At 73.4% G+C, this 17711-nt stretch carries 12 protein-coding genes; 8 read left to right on the top strand and 4 right to left on the bottom strand.

What is annotated here, in order from left to right:
- The first annotated feature begins 70 nt into the window (after nt 1–70).
- The 6 genes from KUM38_RS25900 (at nt 71) to KUM38_RS25875 (ending at nt 7023) form a co-directional block, all read left to right on the top strand.
- Nucleotides 71–562, top strand: coding sequence for an RNA polymerase sigma factor (locus tag KUM38_RS25900; RefSeq protein WP_217132289.1), 492 nt, complete (start codon nt 71–73; stop codon nt 560–562).
- A complete protein-coding gene (locus KUM38_RS25895; protein ID WP_254397727.1) occupies nt 546–941 on the top strand; it encodes a hypothetical protein in 396 nt (131 codons plus the stop codon). The genes KUM38_RS25900 and KUM38_RS25895 overlap by 17 nt, the downstream gene beginning before the upstream one ends.
- On the top strand, nt 938–1114 hold the full coding sequence (locus KUM38_RS25890; RefSeq protein WP_217132287.1) for a hypothetical protein: 177 nt from the start codon (nt 938–940) through the stop codon (nt 1112–1114). Before KUM38_RS25895 ends, KUM38_RS25890 begins: the two co-directional genes overlap by 4 nt.
- 77 nt (nt 1115–1191) lie before the next feature.
- Nucleotides 1192–2175, top strand: coding sequence for a hypothetical protein (locus tag KUM38_RS25885; protein WP_217132285.1), 984 nt, complete (start codon nt 1192–1194; stop codon nt 2173–2175).
- Between the two features lie 58 nt (nt 2176–2233).
- Nucleotides 2234–4069: an HSP90 family protein gene (locus tag KUM38_RS25880; RefSeq protein ID WP_217132283.1), complete on the top strand. Its 1836-nt coding sequence runs from the start codon at nt 2234–2236 to the stop codon at nt 4067–4069.
- Nucleotides 4070–4071: 2 nt separating this feature from the next.
- Nucleotides 4072–7023, top strand: coding sequence for a hypothetical protein (locus KUM38_RS25875; RefSeq protein ID WP_217132281.1), 2952 nt, complete (start codon nt 4072–4074; stop codon nt 7021–7023).
- 42 nt (nt 7024–7065) lie between these two features.
- Here the strand turns inward: KUM38_RS25875 and KUM38_RS25870 are convergent, their stop codons facing one another.
- From KUM38_RS25870 to KUM38_RS25855, 4 genes are all read right to left on the bottom strand, one after another.
- A complete protein-coding gene (locus KUM38_RS25870; RefSeq protein WP_217132278.1) occupies nt 7066–7965 on the bottom strand; it encodes an NAD-dependent protein deacetylase in 900 nt (299 codons plus the stop codon).
- Nucleotides 7966–8053: 88 nt separating this feature from the next.
- Nucleotides 8054–8542, bottom strand: coding sequence for a DinB family protein (locus KUM38_RS25865; RefSeq protein ID WP_217132274.1), 489 nt, complete (start codon nt 8540–8542; stop codon nt 8054–8056).
- A gap of 29 nt (nt 8543–8571) precedes the next feature.
- Nucleotides 8572–9198, bottom strand: a complete 627-nt coding sequence (locus KUM38_RS25860) for a cyclopropane-fatty-acyl-phospholipid synthase family protein (protein WP_217132271.1) — start codon at nt 9196–9198, stop codon at nt 8572–8574.
- Nucleotides 9199–9509: 311 nt separating this feature from the next.
- Nucleotides 9510–10733, bottom strand: coding sequence for an RNA-guided endonuclease TnpB family protein (locus KUM38_RS25855; protein WP_217132269.1), 1224 nt, complete (start codon nt 10731–10733; stop codon nt 9510–9512).
- 1083 nt (nt 10734–11816) lie between these two features.
- Between KUM38_RS25855 and KUM38_RS25850 the strand changes: the two genes are divergently transcribed.
- Nucleotides 11817–14816 carry a glycosyl hydrolase gene (locus KUM38_RS25850; RefSeq protein ID WP_374227079.1) on the top strand — a complete coding sequence of 1000 codons (3000 nt, stop codon included), beginning with the start codon at nt 11817–11819 and terminating at the stop codon, nt 14814–14816.
- A gap of 285 nt (nt 14817–15101) precedes the next feature.
- Complete coding sequence (locus KUM38_RS25845; protein ID WP_217132265.1) at nt 15102–17687, top strand: beta-L-arabinofuranosidase domain-containing protein; 2586 nt, start codon at nt 15102–15104, stop codon at nt 17685–17687.
- Nucleotides 17688–17711 lie beyond the last annotated feature (24 nt).

Raw genomic sequence — 17711 nt, 5'->3', positions numbered from 1 at the left:
GGCCGTGCGCCCGCGGCCCGGGAACGCGGCGGGCCCCACGACACCAGTACCGCCACGACCATGGAGAGCGTTGAAACGGTCCCGAGAGCAGGCAGCGTCCGAGCTCTTCGCCGCCCTCTACCCGCGCCTCGCCGGCTGGTGCCGCCGACTGGTCGACGACGACGGGACGGCCCACGAGATCGCCTCGGAGGCGTTCACCCGGCTGTGGGCCCGCTGGACGTCGGTGGCGGAGCCCCGGGGCTTCCTCTACGTCACCGCGGCCAACCTCGTCCGGGACCACTGGCGCACGCTCGAACGCGAGCGCAAGGCCGTGCACCGCGTCACCACCGAAACCGCCGTCCGCCCGCACACCGAACAGTCCGACCCGTCCGTACGTCTGCTCGTGCAGTCGCTGCCGGAACGGCTGCGCGTCCCGATCCTGCTGCACTACTACGCTGACATGCCGATCCGGGAGGTGTCCGCGGTGACCGGACGCAAGGAAGGAACCATCAAGGCCGACCTCCACGCGGCCCGCGAACTGCTCCGCGCCCATCTGAGGAGAAGCCTTGATCACACACTCTGACGACGGTCCGGAGTTCGAACCCGACGACCCCCTCGCCGTCATCCTGCGGCCCGCCTCCGACCACCTCGGCCCGCCCCCCGGCCGATTCGAGGAGATCCGCCGCGGCGCGGCGCGGCGCCGGCTGGTCCGCACCGCCGTCGGGGCCGGACTGACGTGCGCCGTCGCCGCCCTCGTCGTACTGCCGCTGCAGTCGTCGGCCCCCGACCGTCCGGTGTCCCCGACGGTCCCTCTCGCCCCGCCTCCCGTGAGCAGCCCTTCCGTCACGCCCGCTCCGTCGGCGTCACCGGGGCCCGCCGAAGCCCGCCCCACCCCGCTGGCCCCGACCGACGGCTCCGAAACCCCGGTGAGCGAGGTCGCCCCCGCTCCCGGCCCGCGGTGAGTCCGTGCGGCCCGCCCGGACTCCGTCACCCCGGCTCCACACTCGACCTGCTGGGCGGCGCCGACGTACGCGCCCGCGTCGGCCGGGCCGCCCGGGAACACCTCGGCACACGGCGGGAGGAACACCCGGAGCGGGCCGCGGACATCGTCGGCCGGATCGTGAAGCGCCGGTGAAAACCCTGTGGAAGCGGTGTCGGTGGGGTCGCTTATGCTGCACCGGATGATCATGCGGGACCAGGGGAGGGCGCGGGATGTTCGGCAAGTTGTTCGGCAGGGACGCGGAGAGACCGGCGGCGGATCCGCACGTCCTTCCCGTCCCGCGCAGACGGCGGGACGGGACGTACACGCTGCGCGCGCTCGGGGACACACGGGTGCTCGCGCTGGTGGAGGCGGCCGACGCGGGTGACTGGGCGGCGGTCAAGGAGGCGCTGGCCCCCTTCGACCTCGGCCGCGACCACCGGGTCCTCGGCGAACTGGCCGAACTGGACGGTGTGCAGGACTGGATCGGCCGGGCCGTCGAGGAGGACGAGGAACACCGGGCGACGGCCCTGCTGATATCCGGGGCGCGCCACATCAGCTGGGGCTGGGAGGCGCGCACCGCCGCGCGTGCCGTGCACGTCACGCAGGAGCAGTGGAGGGTCTTCCACGAGCGGCTCCACATCGCCGAGGAGCACCTGCTGGAGGCCGCCGAGCTGCGGCCGGAATGGGTCACGCCGTGGCGCCGGCTCCTCACCTCCGGGCGCGGCATGTCGCTGGGCGCCGCCGTCAACGAGACCCGGTTCGACGCCGGCCTGCGCCGCGACCCGCTGGACCTGGACATCCACACCGAGTGGCTGTCGCAGTTGCAGCCCCGCTGGGGCGGTGAGCCGGGGCAGGCCCTGGAGTTCGCCCGCAAGGCCTTCGCCGCCGCGCCCGACGGCCACCGGCTCGGCTGCGTCGTCGCCATGGCGTACGTCGAGGAATGGGTGGAGTCGGACGACAGCGACTGCCTGCAGCAACCCAGGATCCGAACCGAGCTGAGGGAGGCGGCGGAGCGCAGCATCCTGCACCACGCGTACGAGCGCGGCCTGGGCTGGCAGGGCGACTACAACATGTTCGCCATGGCCCTCTCACTGGCCGGCAGCAGCAAGGCCTCGAACGTCTTCCGCGAGCTGGACGGCGCGTTCACCGAGTGGCCGTGGACGTTCATGGCGGACCCGCAGAAGGCGTACGCGCGCTTCCGCAAGGCCTTCTGAGCCTTCCGGTTCTCCGTCTCCCGTCGCCGCCCCACCCCTTCACCCACCCGGACCGCCGATGACCCTGCCCGAGAACACCGCCGCCGACCGCACCTTCCAGGTGGACCTGCGCGGCCTCGTCGACCTCCTCTCCCACCACCTCTACTCCAGCCCTCGCGTCTACCTGCGCGAACTCCTGCAGAACGCGGTGGACGCGCTGACCGCCCGGCACGCCCTCGAACCGGCCGCCCCCGCCGACGCCTTCGGCATCCGTCTGTACGCCGACGGCGCGGTGGTGCGCGTCGAGGACGACGGCGTCGGCCTCACCGAGGCCGACGTGCACACCTTCCTCGCCACGATCGGCCGCAGCAGCAAGCGCGCCGAGAAGATCGCCGAGCAACGCGGCGACTTCATCGGCCAGTTCGGCATCGGACTGCTCTCCTGCTTCCTGGTCGCGGACGAGATCCACGTCCTGAGCCGCTCCGCCCGCACCCCCGACGCGCCCGCCGTGGAGTGGCGGGGACGCGGCGACGGCAGTTACACCGTCCACGTCCTGCCCGCCTCCGCCCGCCCCCGGCCCGGCACCACCGTCACCCTGACGCCCCGCGCCGACGCGGGCGAGTGGACCCGCCCGGCCCAGGTGCACGCGCTGGCCCGGCACTTCGGCTCGCTGCTGCGCCACCCGGTGACCTTCGACGACGGCACCGGCGGTCCGGGCGCGCCGGTCAACCCGGAGGCCGCGCCCTGGGCCCGTACGTACCCCACCCCCGGAGCCCGCTCCCGCGCGCTGGCCGCGTACGGCGAGGAGGTCTTCGGGTTCCGGCCGCTGGACACCATCGAGCTGGACCTGCCGGCCGTGGGCCTCAAGGGCATCGCGTGCGTGCTGCCCGAGACGGTGCCGGCCGGCCGCAGCCACGGCCACCGCGTGCACGTCAAGGGCATGCTCCTGTCCGAGCAGGCCGAGGAGATCCTGCCCGAGTGGGCGTTCTTCGTCCGCTGCGTCGTCGACGCCGAGAGCCTGCGCCCGACCGCGTCCCGCGAGTCCCTGTACGAGGACGACACCCTCGCCGCCGTCCGCGACGCCCTCGCCGAGCGGCTGCGCGCGTGGATCGCCCGGGCCGCCGCCAGCGACCCGGACCTGCTCAACCGCTTCCTCCAGGCCCACCACCTGGCCGTGAAGTCGCTCGCGGTGCACGACGACGAGATCCTGCGGATGCTGCTGCCCTGGCTGCCGTTCGAAACCACCGACGGGCACACCACCCTCGACGAGTTCGCGCGCACCCACCGCACCGTGCTCGTGACCTCGAGCGTGGAGGAGTTCCGGCAGGTCGCGGCGATCGCCTCGGCCGCCGGGCTCGGCGTCGTCAACGGCGGCTACACCTACGACCGCGAACTGGTCCACCGGCTGCCCGAGATCAGGTCCGAGGTCACCGTCGCCGACCTCGACCCGGCGACCCTCACGGCCCACCTCGACCCCGTCGACCGGGAGACGGAACTCGCCGCCGCGGCCTACCTCGCCCAGGCCCGCGACGCCCTCGCCGTCTTCGACTGCGACGTCGCGCTGCGCACCTTCCAGCCCGCCTCCGCCCCCGCCCTCCTCGTCGACAGCCGCGAGGCCCGGCACGAACGCACCCGCTCCCAGCTCGCCCGCGAGCAGGAGGGCGGCCTGTGGGGCGACATCCTCGGCGCCCTGCGCCAGGAGGCACCGCGGGCCCAGCTGATCCTCAACCAGCTCAACCCGCTGGTGCGCACCGCCGTCGCCATCGACGAACCCGAGCTGGCCCGCACCAGCGCCGAAGCCCTCTACGGGCAGGCCGCGCTGCTGTCCCGGCGACCGCTCAGACCCGCCGAGTCGAGCCTCATCAACCGCTCCTTCCTCGACCTCCTCGCCCACGCCCTCCGCAAGGACAGCTGACGATGCCCACCGCACCCCACCCCCAGAGCACCGACGAGCTGTACCAGGCGCTCCAGGAGAACCGCCGGCGCCCCTACGGCCGCCCCCGCACCGTCACCGCCGAGGAACTCGTCGACGTCGCCGAGCAGTTCGCGGAGCCCGTCCCGCTCGTCCGCGCGCTCCTCGAACTCCAGGAGGCGTACACCTACGGTTCCGAACCCCGGAAGTCGCCCGTCGTCTTCGCCCGTCTGCTCACCCTCTTCGACGAGCAGCCCGACGTCTTCGACGACCGCCTGCGCCACACGCTGTTCTGGCGGTTCAAGTGGGTGGCGAACGCCCTGCGCGCGCTGCCCGAGATCCCGCTGGCCAGCCTGCGCCAGTGGCTGACGGAGATGCGCGACCGGTACGAGAAGGCCGGCCTCGGCCTCCAGCCCTACTACGGACAGGCGTACCAGCTCGCCGCCCACACCGGCGAGGACACCACCCTCGCCTACGAGCTGTGGGCCGGCCGCACCCGCACCCGGCTCAGCGACTGCGAGGCCTGCGAGATCTGCGAGCGCGCCCTGTACCACCTGGCGGCGGGCGACGACGAACGGGCGCTGCGCGCCTGGGAGCCCGTCCTGGCCGGGAAGGAATCCTGCCAGGAGGAGCCGGCCCGCTCCTTCTCGTACGCGCTGCTCCCCCTGCTGCGGGCCGGCCGCACCGACCAGGCCCGCGAACTGCACCTCGCCGGCTACCGCGGCTGCCGCCGCAACCCCTCGATGTCCGGGGAGGTCGGGCGGCACCTGGAGTTCTGCGCGCTGACCGGCAACGAGGCACGCGGCCTGGAACTCCTCGCCGAGAACCGGAACCTGTTCGACGAGGTGGACTCGCCGCGGGAGCTGTTCGACTTCCTCACCGGAGTGGAGGTCCTCCTCCAGCGCGTCGAGCACCTCGGCCACGGCGAACTGCCCACCGCGGGGTTCGCGGGCCGCACCTGGACGGTGACCGGCCTGCGCGCCGAGGTCCGCGAGCGCGCCGACGACCTCGCCGCCCGCTTCGACGCCCGCAACGGCACCACCGCCCACACCGACCGCCGCGGAGCCCGCCTCGAACGCGCCCCCCTCCTGGACGCGCTGGAACTGACCCTGCGTACCCGCACCCTCGACGACGCGGCCCCGGCGGCCCCGGCCGCCGCGCCCACCACGCGTACGGCCCCCGCCGTCCCCGAGTCGCTGCCCGAACTCATCCTGCGGGCACGGGAACTGGACGAACAGGGGCACCCGGACGCGCGGGCCTGCTGGGCACGGCTGCGCACGCTCGTCGCCGCCCGCGGCTACACCCACCCGGACGACCCGGCCGTGGGGTCGCTCGTCCACCTGCACGCGGACCTGCTGGACGACGAGGCGGGCCGGGCCCGCGAGAAGGACGAGTTCGCCGACGCCGCCGCCCTCCACGAGGAGGCCGCCGGCCTGTACGACGACGCCGGACAGCCGGGTTGTGCGGCAGTCGCCCGCGCCTGCGCCCTGCTCGCCGCCGCGGAGACTCCCGCGGAACCCCCCGCGGAGGACGCCGGCGGAACCGAGGCGCGGATCGCCGCACTGACCGCCGCCCACGCGTCCATGGTCCGCCTGCACGAGGAGACGCCCGGCCTCACCCCGCACCAGGAGGCGCGCCTGCTGCGGCTGCGGGCCACCGTGCTCGGCATGCGCCTGCAGACGTCGGGAAGCGAGGAGCACATCGCGCCGCTCCTCGCCGAGGTGGACCTGCTGCACACCTTCGCCACCCGGCACGACATCGACGCGCAGATCGCCGGGGCCCTGCTGCTGCGGGCCACCACGCACGCCATGACCGGTGACCTGCCCGCCGCGCTCACCGGCACCGACGGTGCCCTCGACCGGCTCAAGGCGCACGGCCCGGCCTGGCACCTGCCCCGCGCCCTCGCCCTGCGCGGCCGGCTCCAGCTCGGCCTGCGGAACGCGCAGGCCGCGTACACGGACCTGACCGAGGGCCTGCGGCTGGCCGCCGACTGGCCGGCCGACACGGTCGACACCTCCCGCCTCCACAGTGATCTGGCCGGGGCCTGCCTGCACCTGGGCCGCCCCGACGAGGCGCTGCGGCACCTGACCCGCTCCGCGGAGCTGGACCTCCGCCACGGCAGCCGGTTCGACGCGTACTGCACCTACAGCAACGCCGCCCAGCTCAGCCTCGACCTCGGCCGCGTCGAGGACTGCATCGCGCTGCTCGACTCCGTGCTCGCCGAACCGGCCGTCACCGCCGGGGAGCTGGACGACCGGCTCGTCGCCCAACTGCGTCTGACCCGCGCCCGCGCGCTGCACGCGGGGGACGACCTCAAGGCCGCCACGGCGGAGTTCGTCGCCCTCGCGGCCGAGTCGGCCGGCTGGGACGACGATCCGGGCAGCCACGCCATGATCGCCGCCGAGACCGCCGTACTCCTCGGCGAGTCCGGCGAGTTCGGCCGCGCCCGCGAGGCCGCGGACCAGGCACTCGCCGCCCACGCCAAGGATCCGCGCCACGAGCAGCTCAGCAACTGTCTGCGCGAACTCGCCCGCCTCCAGGCCCAGCAGGAGGGCCCGGACGGCCTGGCCGGCGCCCGCGCCTTCCTCGCCGACGCCGGCCGGATCGCCGACGAGGCCCGCGCCGCCGGGTACGAGGCCCACGGCCGCCCCCTGGACGCCGCCCTGGCCTACGAACACGGGCGCGTCAACGCGTACGCCGGTGAGCACGAGGACGCCCTGACCGCCCTGGAGAAGGCCCTCACCCTGCTCGGCGAGCCGGGGCAGGACCAGGAGCACGCCGGCGAGTGGGCCGAGTGCGTCCGCCTCGCGGGTGCCATGGAGGGCATCTACCTGGAACGTTCCGCCCCGGCCCTCACCCGTCTCGACGCCGCGGTCTCCCGTCTCACCGCACTGGGCCACACCGAGGCGGCCGAGCCGCTGGCCTCCCTGGCGGCCCGGCTGCGCGACGAGGAGTGACACGGCGGGCGGGGCCCGGGGGCCGTGGACGGAGGCAGCCGTTCAGGCCGCCGTCCGCCCGTCCACCGGGATGCCCAGCCGGTCGGCCACGGTGGTGAGGGCCGTTCCCAGGGGGAGCGCGACCCGGGTGACGGCGTGCCGGTCGCCCCGGGTCGGGTCCCGGTTGACGATCAGTACCGGTGTACCGGCCCGGGCGGCCTGGCGGACGAACCGCAGCCCGGACATCACCGTCAGCGACGATCCCAGGACGAGCAGCGAGGCCGCCTCACGGACCAGCGCGCGACAGTGCTCGACCCGCTGCGGCGGCACGTTCTCGCCGAAGAACACCACGTCCGGCTTGAGGACGCCGCCGCAGACCGCGCAGGGCACCACGTGGAAGTCCCCGACCTGTTCGTCGGTGAGGTCGGCGTCACCGTCGGGGTTGATTCCCGCGGCCACCGGCGCGAAGCCCGGGTTGGCCTCCTCCAGCCGCCGGGCGAGTTCCCGGCGCGGGCTGAGGGCGCCGCAGGAGAGGCAGACGACCCGGTCCAGGCCGCCGTGGAGTTCCACGACGCCCTCGCTGCCGGCGGCCTGGTGCAGGCCGTCGACGTTCTGCGTGATCACACCCGAGAGCAGGCCGTGCCGCCCGAACGCGGCCACGGCCCGGTGCCCGGCGTTGGGCAGGGCGCGGCGGAAGGTGCGCCAGCCGAGGTGGCTGCGTGCCCAGTACCGGCGCCGTGCCCGCTCGCTGCCGGTGAAGTCCTGGTAGGTCATCGGCGTGTGGCGGCTCAGGCTCCCGCCCTCGCCCCGGTAGTCGGGGATGCCCGACTCGGTGGAGATGCCCGCCCCGCTGAGCACCACCACACCGCCGGTGCCCAGCGCGTCGGCGACCGGCCCCGGGTCCGTGGAGCCCGGCGGCAGGTCTTCTTCGGGGGTCCAGCTCAGAGTGGGGCGCATCCGCATGCCGCCAGGGTACGGAACGCGGCCCGTACCGTGCCGGTGCGGCGGCCCGCCGAGGGGCGCCCCTCGGCGGCACGGCACCCGGGGCGGGTCAGCGTCCGGTCGCCCCGTCGATCAGTTCACGGAGGATGTCCGCGTGGCCGGCGTGGCGGCCGGTCTCCTCGATCATGTGGGTGAGCGCCCAGCGGACGCTCGGAGCGGGGCCGTTCGACCGGGGACGGGGGACCGGTGCGCCGAGGTCGGCGCACGCGTCGAGCACGTCGTTCGCCCGGGCCACCGCCTCCCGGTAGCGGGTGACGACATCGGCCACGCTGTCCGTGGGCGCTGCGTGGAAGGTGGCCTGCCAGTCGCCGACCCGCTCCCCGAGGAACGTGGCCCGCTCGACGGAGGTGAGGTGGCCGAGCAGCCCGAGCAGGTTCGTGCCCGAGGGCACCGAGGCAGTCCGGACCTGCGGTTCGGGGGCGTCCTCGACCTTCGCGGCGACGGAGTTCCGCAGATAGTCGAGGAAGCCGCGCAGCACCTCGGTCTCGCTGCTTCCGGTGCGGGGCGGCGGGGTGTCGCCCCGGCTCCCGTGACGCATGGTGCCTCCTCGTGCGGAGCGGGGCCGGGTCAGGCCGTGCGGCGGACGATCAGGACGTGGTCGGTGACCTCGGCGGTCCGCCCGTCCGGTCCGGTCGCGACCCGGCGGGGCGAGTCGGCCCGCTCGACCGTCCAGGCCGCCGGGTCCAGACCGATGTCCGCGGCGACCTCCCGCGGGGCCGGGTACCGGACGTCGGGGTCCTGGTTCCACGACCACGGGGCGGTCGATCCGTGGTCGACGACCAGCAGTCGCCCGCCCGGCCGCAGGGCGTGCGCGGCCCTCCGCAGCACGGCCGCCCGGTCCAGGTCGAGGGGGGTGTGCAGATAGTGGGCGCAGACGACGTCGAACTCGCCCTCCGGGAACGACTCCCGCAGGTCGTGCCGCCGGGCGGTGATCCGGTCGGCCAGGCCGTGCGAGACGGCGAGTGAGGTGAGGCGCTCGACCGCCACGGACGAGACGTCGACGGCGGTGACGCGCCACCCCCGGCGGGCCAGCCACAGCGCGTCGCCACCGGCACCGCATCCGAGGTCCAGCACGTCGCCGGGCGGCAGATCCGCGAGGGTCTCGGTGAGGCGTGCGTTCGGCCGCGGATCGGTGGCCGCCGGGCGGGCCGCGTAGACGTCGTCCCAGAACCTGACCGCTTCGTCGGTACTCATACAGGGCTCCTTCTCCTGGGGGAACGCGTCCGAGCCTTGCCCGGCCCACGGCGAACCGCCAAGAGATGTTGCCGTTCCGGCAAGGCACCCGTGGAGACCTTCATCCGAGGGCCCGGTAGGCGGACGGCGGATGGACGAGTCCGGGGTGTTCCACCGGGTACCGGCTACCGTGGATCGTCAGCATCGCCCAGTGCCAGGCCTCGTCGTGGAAGACCAGGCCGCGGTGGGCACGGTCCTCCGGCTCGTACGGTTGACTTGCTCCTTGGGCTGAAGCCCGAGGATTCCGGCCTTCCCGACCGGGCCCCGTGCCGCTATGTGGCACGGGGCCCGGTCGGGAATCCGTGGCTTCCTGTTTCTTCGCGCTGCGCCAGGATCGCTCCTGGTCTTACCGGCGCTCCGCAGGCGGATGCCGCCAGTCCGGCGGCCGTCTCGATGTTGATCGCGGCGTTGTGGTCCCGGTCGTGGACGGTGCCGCAGGCGCTACAGGTCCACTCCCGCACGTGCAGGGGTTTGGGTCCGTCCTTGGCGCCGCAGATGGAACAGGTCTGGGAGGTCGGTGTGAACCGGCCGATCCTGACGAAGGTGCGGCCGTACCGTGCTGCCTTGTACTCCAGCATGCCGAGGAACGCCGACCATCCAGCGTCGTGCACGCTCTTGGCCAGCCTGGTGCGGGCCAGTCCCGCCACTGACAGGTCCTCCACGGCGATCCCTTGGCTCTCGGAGATCAGCTTCGTGGAGAGCTGGTGGTGGAACTCCCGGCGCGCGTCGGCGACCTTCGCATGGGCGCGGGCGACCTTCAATCGGGCCTTGGCCCGGTTCTTCGATCCCTTCTGTTTGCGGGACAGTTCCCGCTGGGCCTTCTTCAGCTTCTTCTCCGCGCGCCGCAGGAAGCGCGGAGAGTCGATCTTCGTACCGTCGGACAGGACCGCGAAGTGGGTCAGGCCGAGGTCGATGCCGATGGTGCGGTCGGTGTCGGGCATCCGCGCCCGGTCGGCGGCGGGGTCGGTGTCGACGACGAAGGAGGCGAAGTACCTGCCGGCCGCGTCCTTGATCACGGTGACCGACGACGGGGTGGCGGGCAGGGTACGGGACCACTTCACCTTCACCGCGCCGATCTTCGGTAGATTCAGCCGTCCGCTGCCGGTGATGCTCCAGCGGGCGTTGGCGGTGAACCGGATCGACTGCCGGGCGTCCTTGCGGGACTTGAAACGGGGCGGGCCCGGCTTCGGTCCCTTGCGGGTGCCCTTGAGGGAGGCGAAGAAGTTGCGGTAGGCGCTCTCGGCGTCCCGCAGCGACTGCTGGAGCACCACCGCGGAGACCTCACCCAGCCAGCACCGCTCCACCGTCCGCTTCGCCCGGGTGATCAATCGCGTGGACAGCTCCCCGGCCGTCGGGAACGGCTGCCGGGCCTCGCGGGCGTCCTCACGGGCGCGGACCGCGTCGTTGAACACGACGCGGGCGCACTCGAACGCCCTCGCCAACGCCATCTGCTGGCCGGTGTCCGGGTACAGGCGGAAGCTGTACCGAAGCTGCATGCGAGGATCGTACGAACGAGCCTCATCGCCTGTCGCCGGGAACATCCGTTCCCTGCCTCACCCCAGGCGACCGCCCCGTCCCCTCTGGCTCCGCCGGAACGACGTCGTGGCGCTCCGCTCCGCATTCACGGGATTCGCTTCACCACCGGGCTGAAGCCCGATGCGCTACGAATGGGATTCGTCAGCACTTCAGGGCCGCTTCCGTGGCTTCCGCCGACGTCAGACCGCCATAATGCCGTATCACCCGTGCGTAGGCACGCTGTTCGGCGTGCGGGTAGTCCAGGTGCTCCGCCTCGCTCCATGTCATGGCCAAAACTCTAGGGGCGGGCTCGGCAGGCCGCGGCACGGTGGCGGGGCGCTCACCTGGGTGGCGGCCCGGCACCAGGCCGACGTGGTCCGGGCCGCGGGAAGAAGCCGAGAAGGGCGGCGGCCGCTGTCGCGGCCTCGACGGCCCCGGCACGGCCTGCGTGACGTGCGGCCTGCCCGTGGCGAGCCGGATCGATGACTGCTTGTTCCAAACGCGGTGCCCCGCCGTCGCGTCGGTGACGCCGACGCGCCATTTAGCCAGGCGAGTCGATGGCGGAAGTGAAGGGGACGCTCTTGTTCGAGCCGATCGCCACGCGGGGTCCGTTACCAGGGCCGAACCGCTTCTGGTCATGAAGCCTGCAGTGGGAGGCGGCCGCCAGCCGGGCCGGGACTGTCCGCCCCGACGTGGATGCACCAAAATCGCCCTCGCGCCGGTGCATTCGCAAACGAGGGAGAGGGGGAGTGCGACCAGCCTCTCCCGAGTCGCGCCCGCCCGTTCCTGTCCCGGGTGGCACGCCCGACGGCGTCCATCGCGACGAACCGCCTTCTGGCCGGCCGGCAGAAGGCGCCGGCGGTCACGCCCGTGAGTCGTGGACCCCGTCGATCTCACCCGCGTGCGTCACCGGTTCCGGAGAACACCTCGCGTCCCACACCTTGACCCCTCCGAACCGCGCGGTTTAGCGTTCCCGCGTTCGATAGCGATTGAAACGATTCAATTCGTGTGAACTTCTCTGGGGTGCACTCATGTACGACGAATCCGTCCCGCAGCGTGGCGGGATGTCCAGGCGCACGGTCCTGACCGCGGCGGTGACCGCAGGGGCCGCGGCCGCCCTCGGCGCGGCCTCACCCGGCGCCGCCGCGACTCCCGCTGCCGGCGCCGCCGCAAATCCCGCTGCCGGAGGCGCCGGACCGACCGCCGACTGGTTCGCCGCCCCCGCCCGGTCGGTGCGTCCGAAGTTCCGGTGGTGGTGGCCGGACGGTCTCGTGGACCCGGACGAGATAGCCCGCGAGATCGACCAGATCGCGGACGCGGGCTTCGGCGGAGCCGAGATCGCCGCCGTGCACCACAGCATCAAGGACAAGTCGCTGCTCGACACCGCCCGTCACGGCTGGGGCAGCAGACCCTGGCGGGACGGCGTCGAGGCGGCCCTGCGCCGGGCGGCGAGACGCGGCCTCACCGTGGACATCACCCTCGGCCCGAGCTGGCCCGCGGCCGTCCCCGGTCTCACCCCCGACGACGAGGCCGCGACCCAGGAACTCGTCCACGGCCGGGTCCCGCTGACCGGCGGCGCCACCTACCGCGGACCGGTGCCCCCGCCCGCGCACAAGGCCGCCCCCGGCGTCACCCGTGAGCACCTCGTCGCCGTCCAGGCGGCCCGGGTGGACACCGCCCACTCCACCCGCAAGGAGACCGGGCTCGCCCCCGACAGCGTCCGCGACCTGACCGGCACCGTCACCGACGGCACCCTGACGTGGACGGCGCCCGCCGAGGGCGACTGGGTGCTGATCTCGTACTGGCGGCGCGGCTCGGGACAGCAGCCCGAATCCGGACCCCACACCGCCCCCGCCGCCTACGTGGTCGACCACCTCGGCGAGGCCGGCACCGCCGCCGTCACCGACTTCTGGGACCGCCACATCCTGACCGACTCCCTGCGGCGCCTGCTCGAAGCCGCGGGCGGTGCCTTCTTCGAGGACTCCGTGGAACTGGAGACCGACGGACTGGTCTGGACGCGGCGGCTGCCGGAGGAGTTCGAGAAGCGCACGGGCCGCCCCCTGCTGCCCCACCTGCCCGCCGTCGTCCTCGACAACAGCAACCAGGTGTTCGCCTTCGACGCCCAGCTGACCCGGCAGATCCGGCACGACTTCTGGGCCACCGTGTCCGACCTGTTCAACCGCCACCACGTGCGCGCCCTCAGGGACTGGGCGCACGGCCTCGGCATGACCCTGCGCGCCCAGCCCTACGGCCTGCAGACCGACTCCATCGCGTCCGCCGCGATCCTCGACATCGCCGAGGGCGAGTCCCTCGGCTTCAAGAACCTCGACGACTACCGCTGCCTGGCAGGCGGCCGGGACATGGCGGGGCACACCGTGCTCTCCTGCGAGTCGGGCGCCTACAACGGCTCCGCCTACAGCACCACCTGGGACCGCGTGCTGCGCACCATGGGCGGCGCCTACGCGGCCGGCGTCAACCAGACCGTCCTGCACGGCTTCTCCTACGCGAAGGCCCCGGAGTCGCAGTGGCCGGGCTTCGCCGCCTTCAGCCCCTACAACGGCACCGCCGGCTACAGCGAGTCCTGGGGTCCCCGCCAGCCCACCTGGCGGCACGCCGAGGACGTCTCCGGCTACCTCGGCCGCGTCCACCAGGTCCTCCAGGCCGGCACGGTCCGCGCGGACGTCGCCGTCTTCCGGCAGACCGGTTACTCCGCCACCGGCATCGGCGCGTCCTGGTTCACCTCGACCGGCGTCCCGCTCGGATGGACCCACCAGTTCCTCAGCGGCCCGTTGCTCGACCTGCCGAACGCCAGGGTCTCCGGCGGCCGGCTCGCCCCGGACGGCCCGGCCTACAAGGCCCTGTTCGTCGAGGGCGACTTCTTCCACGGCTCCACCCCGACCCTCGCTCTGGCCGACGCCCGCAAGCTGCTCCGCTTCGCCGAGGCCGGGCTGCCCACGGTGTTCCTCGGCGCCTTCGACCAGGCGCTCACGCCGGGCGTGCCGGAGCCGGGCGAGACGGAGCGGCTGCGGGACGTGCTGGCCCGCCTGCTCGCCCTGCCCAACGTGGCCCGGGTCACCGACAAGACGGCGGTCGGCGACGCGCTCACGTCCCTCGGCGTCACCCCCGACGCCCGCTACTCCACCCCCTCCACGCTCCTCAACGCCCACCGGGTGACGGACCAGGTGGACTTCTACTACCTGTGCAACGGCAAGCACGCCGAGACCGTCAAGCCGCCCGTCGCCGCAATCGACCACGAGGTCACCCTGCGCTGCACCCGCGGCCGCGCGTTCGTGCCCTACCTCCTCGACCCCTGGACGGGCAGGGCCGAACGCGCCGCGCGGTACACGCGGCAGGGCGACGAGGTCACCCTGCGCGTCGCGCTGCGGCCCGGCCAGACCACGATCGTGGCGCTGGGACGGCCGGGGCTCTTCGGGGACCGGAACGGCAACCGTCCGCACGCCGTCTCCTCGGACGCCGACGAGGTGCTGTTCACCCGTGGCGGGCTCACCGTGCGGGCCGGCGCCGGGGGCACGTACCGGACCCGGCTGTCGCAGGGCCGCACGGTCACCACCACCCTCCCGTCCGTGCCCGCGGCGATCGAGCCGGACCGGTGGCACCTCGACGTGGACGACTGGTTCCCCGGCGCCGACGCGACCCGGACCGAGACCGTGCGCCGCAGCGTCGTCCTCGACACCCTGCTGCCCTGGTCGCGCATCCCCGAACTGGCGGACTCGGCCGGCGTCGGCACGTACCGCACCACCGTCGTGCTCCCGGACGACTGGACCTCCTCCCACGGCGCCGTGCTGGACCTGGGACAGGTCAGCGACACCTTCCGGGTGACGGTCAACGGACGGGACCCGGGCCCCGCCGACCGCCTGTGCCCCGTCATCGACGTCGGTCCGCTGCTGCGGCGGGGCGAGAACACCCTCGAGATCGAGGTGGCGACACCGCTCGTGAACCGCCTGCGGACGACCCGTCCGGAGGTCTTCGGCGGAGTCGCCCGCCAGGACCACGGACTCGTGGGACCGGTCCGCCTGGTGCCGTACGCCCAGACCACCCTCTGATTGAACGTTTCAATCCTCCCGATTCCCGCCGGGGCTGCCCGGCCGTGAGACAGCCGCTGCGCGGACGGTGCCCACGCCCGTCCGCGCGGCGGCATGCTCGCGTGCGCTCAACTCCCGCACGTCACAGGGATACTTGCCGCCCCGCGCGCATCCTGTGAGAACTCTTGACGCTCGCCACGGCGGCGCTTAGCGTCTGCGCCGAGTCGAGTAAAACGATTCAACTCCCCTTGGTCTCCCCGTTCCTGACCCACCCGCCGTCGTTGCCAGTGAAGGGAGCCCCGTGCCATGCCCGCATCTTCCGGCAGGCCCACCCCGTCCAGACGCCAGGTCCTGTTCACCGCGTCCGTCGCGGCCGCCGCGGCGGTGACGACACCCACGTCCCCGGCCGCCGCGGCACCCGCACCGGCGTCCGTGCCCGCCGGACGGTCCGGCGCGACCGGCCCGGAGCCGGCGCTGGACGAGTTCGCGCTCTCCGAAGTCCGGCTGCTCGAGGGCCCGTTCCTCGCCAACATGCGCCGCACCTGTGCCTATCTGCTCTTCGTCGACACCGACCGGCTGCTGCACACCTTCCGTCTGAACGTCGGCCTGCCGTCGTCGGCGGAACCCTGTGGCGGCTGGGAGGCCCCCACCGTCCAGCTGCGCGGCCACACCACCGGGCACCTGCTCAGCGCCCTGGCCCAGGCCCACGCGGGCACCGGCGACCGCGCCTACGCGGACAAGGCCCGCGCGCTCGTCTCGGCGCTGGCCGAGTGCCAGCGGGCGGCACCGTCGGCCGGCTTCCACCGGGGCTACCTCTCCGCGTTCCCGGAGACGGTCTTCGACCAGCTGGAGGCCGGCGGGAAGCCGTGGGCGCCCTACTACACACTGCACAAGATCATGGCCGGCCTGCTGGACCAGTACCGACTGGCCGGTGACGCACAGGCCCTGGACGTCCTGCTGGAGATGGCCGCCTGGGCCGAGGCCCGCACCGCGCCGCTGTCCCGCGAGCGGATGCAGAGCGTGCTGAAGGTCGAGTTCGGCGGCATGAACGACGTCCTCACCCGGCTCCACCTGGTGACCGGCGACCCGGTGCACCTGCGCACCGCCCGGCGCTTCGACCACGACGAGCTGTATGCGCCGCTGGCCGCCGGCCGCGACGAACTCGCCGGCCGCCACGCCAACACGGAGATCGCCAAGGTGGTCGGCGCCGTGCCGGGCTACGAGGCCACCGGCGAACGACGGTACCTGGACATCGCGGACACCTTCTGGACCACCGTCGTACGCGACCACTCGTACGCCATCGGAGGCAACTCCGACAAGGAACTCTTCGGTCCTCCCGGCGAGATCGTCAGCCGGCTCTCGACGGTCACCTGCGAGAACTGCAACAGCTACAACATGCTCAAGCTCGGCCGCCACCTCTTCCGCCACCGTCCCGAGCGCGCCGACTACCTGGACCACTACGAGTGGACCCTCTACAACCAGATGCTCGCCGAGCAGGACCCCGACTCCGAGCACGGCTTCGTCACCTACTACACGGGGCTGTGGGCCGGGTCGCGGCGCGAGCCCAAGGGCGGACTGGGCGCCGCCCCCGGCAGCTACAGCGGGGACTACGACAACTTCTCCTGCGACCACGGCACCGGTCTGGAGACGCACACCAAGTTCGCCGACACCATCTACTTCCGCTCCCGCGGCACCCGCCGGCCCGAGCTGTACGTCAACCTGTTCATCCCCTCCGAAGTGCGCTGGAGGCAGGCGGGGGTGACGCTGCGCCAGAAGACGGAGTACCCCGCGGGCGACCGCACCCGCCTCACCGTCACCGCCGGACAGGCGCGTTTCACCCTGCGGATCCGCGTCCCCGCGTGGGTCGCCGACGGCGACGGGCGGCGGGCCGTGCTGAAGGTCAACGGCCGGACCGCCGGGGCACCGCCCGAACCGGGCGGCTACGCCGCCGTCACCCGCCACTGGCGCACCGGGGACACCGTGGAACTCGTCCTGCCGCGCGTCCCCGTCTGGCGCCCGGCACCCGACAATCCGCAGGTGGCATCGTTGTCATACGGTCCGCTGGTGCTGGCCGGCGCATACGGCGGCACCGGCCTCGCGACCCTCCCCGTCATCCGCCCCGACACCCTGCGCCGCACCCCCGGTGAGAAGACCGCGTTCACCGCGGTCGCGGACGGCGGCCGCGTCGCCCTGCGCCCCTTCCACGAGGTCCACCACCAGCACTACAACGTGTACTGGGCGGTCGCACCGCGCCGCACGGCCGCACGGGACGTCGCCCACTACCCCCTCGACGAGGGCAACGGCACCTCGGCCGCGGACCGCACCGGAACCTTCGCCGACGCCGCCCTCGCCGGCGGCGCCGCATGGAGCGCCGACGGCGGCGTGCCCGCGGTGACCCTCGACGGACGCGACGGCCACATCGCGCTGCCCGCCGGACTGCCCAGCGGCCTCGACGAGTTGACCGTGGCGGTACGCGTCCGGGTGGACGCCCTCGCGCCCTCCGCACGCGTCTTCGACCTCGGTTACCACAAGGACACCTACCTCTTCCTCGCCGCGACCACGGGCGCCGGCCGCGCCCGCGCGGCCCTGAAGATCTCCGGCATGGAGCGGGAGGACGTCGTCGACGCCACCGGCCCGCTGCCGACCGGCCGGTGGGTCCACGTGGCACTCACCCTCGGCGACGGCACCGGAGTGCTCTACATCGACGGAGCCGAAGCGGGCCGCAACTCGGCCATGGTGGCCGGACCCCTCCTCCTCGGCCGCACCAGCCGCAACTTCCTCGGCCGCTCGCAGAACGGCACCCACCCCTACCTGAGCGGGGCGTTCCGCGACTTCCGGCTGCGCAACCGGGCCCTGACCGCCGACGAGGTGCGGCGGCTCGCCCAGGGCTGAGCGGCGCATCCGCGTCCACGGTCC

Source organism: Streptomyces sp. AC558_RSS880, assembly GCF_019049255.1.
In the GTDB taxonomy this organism is placed as follows: Bacteria; Actinomycetota; Actinomycetes; order Streptomycetales; family Streptomycetaceae; genus Streptomyces.
The sequence above is the reverse complement of the archived record's forward strand: the minus strand, read 5'-3'. Positions and strand labels throughout refer to the sequence as shown.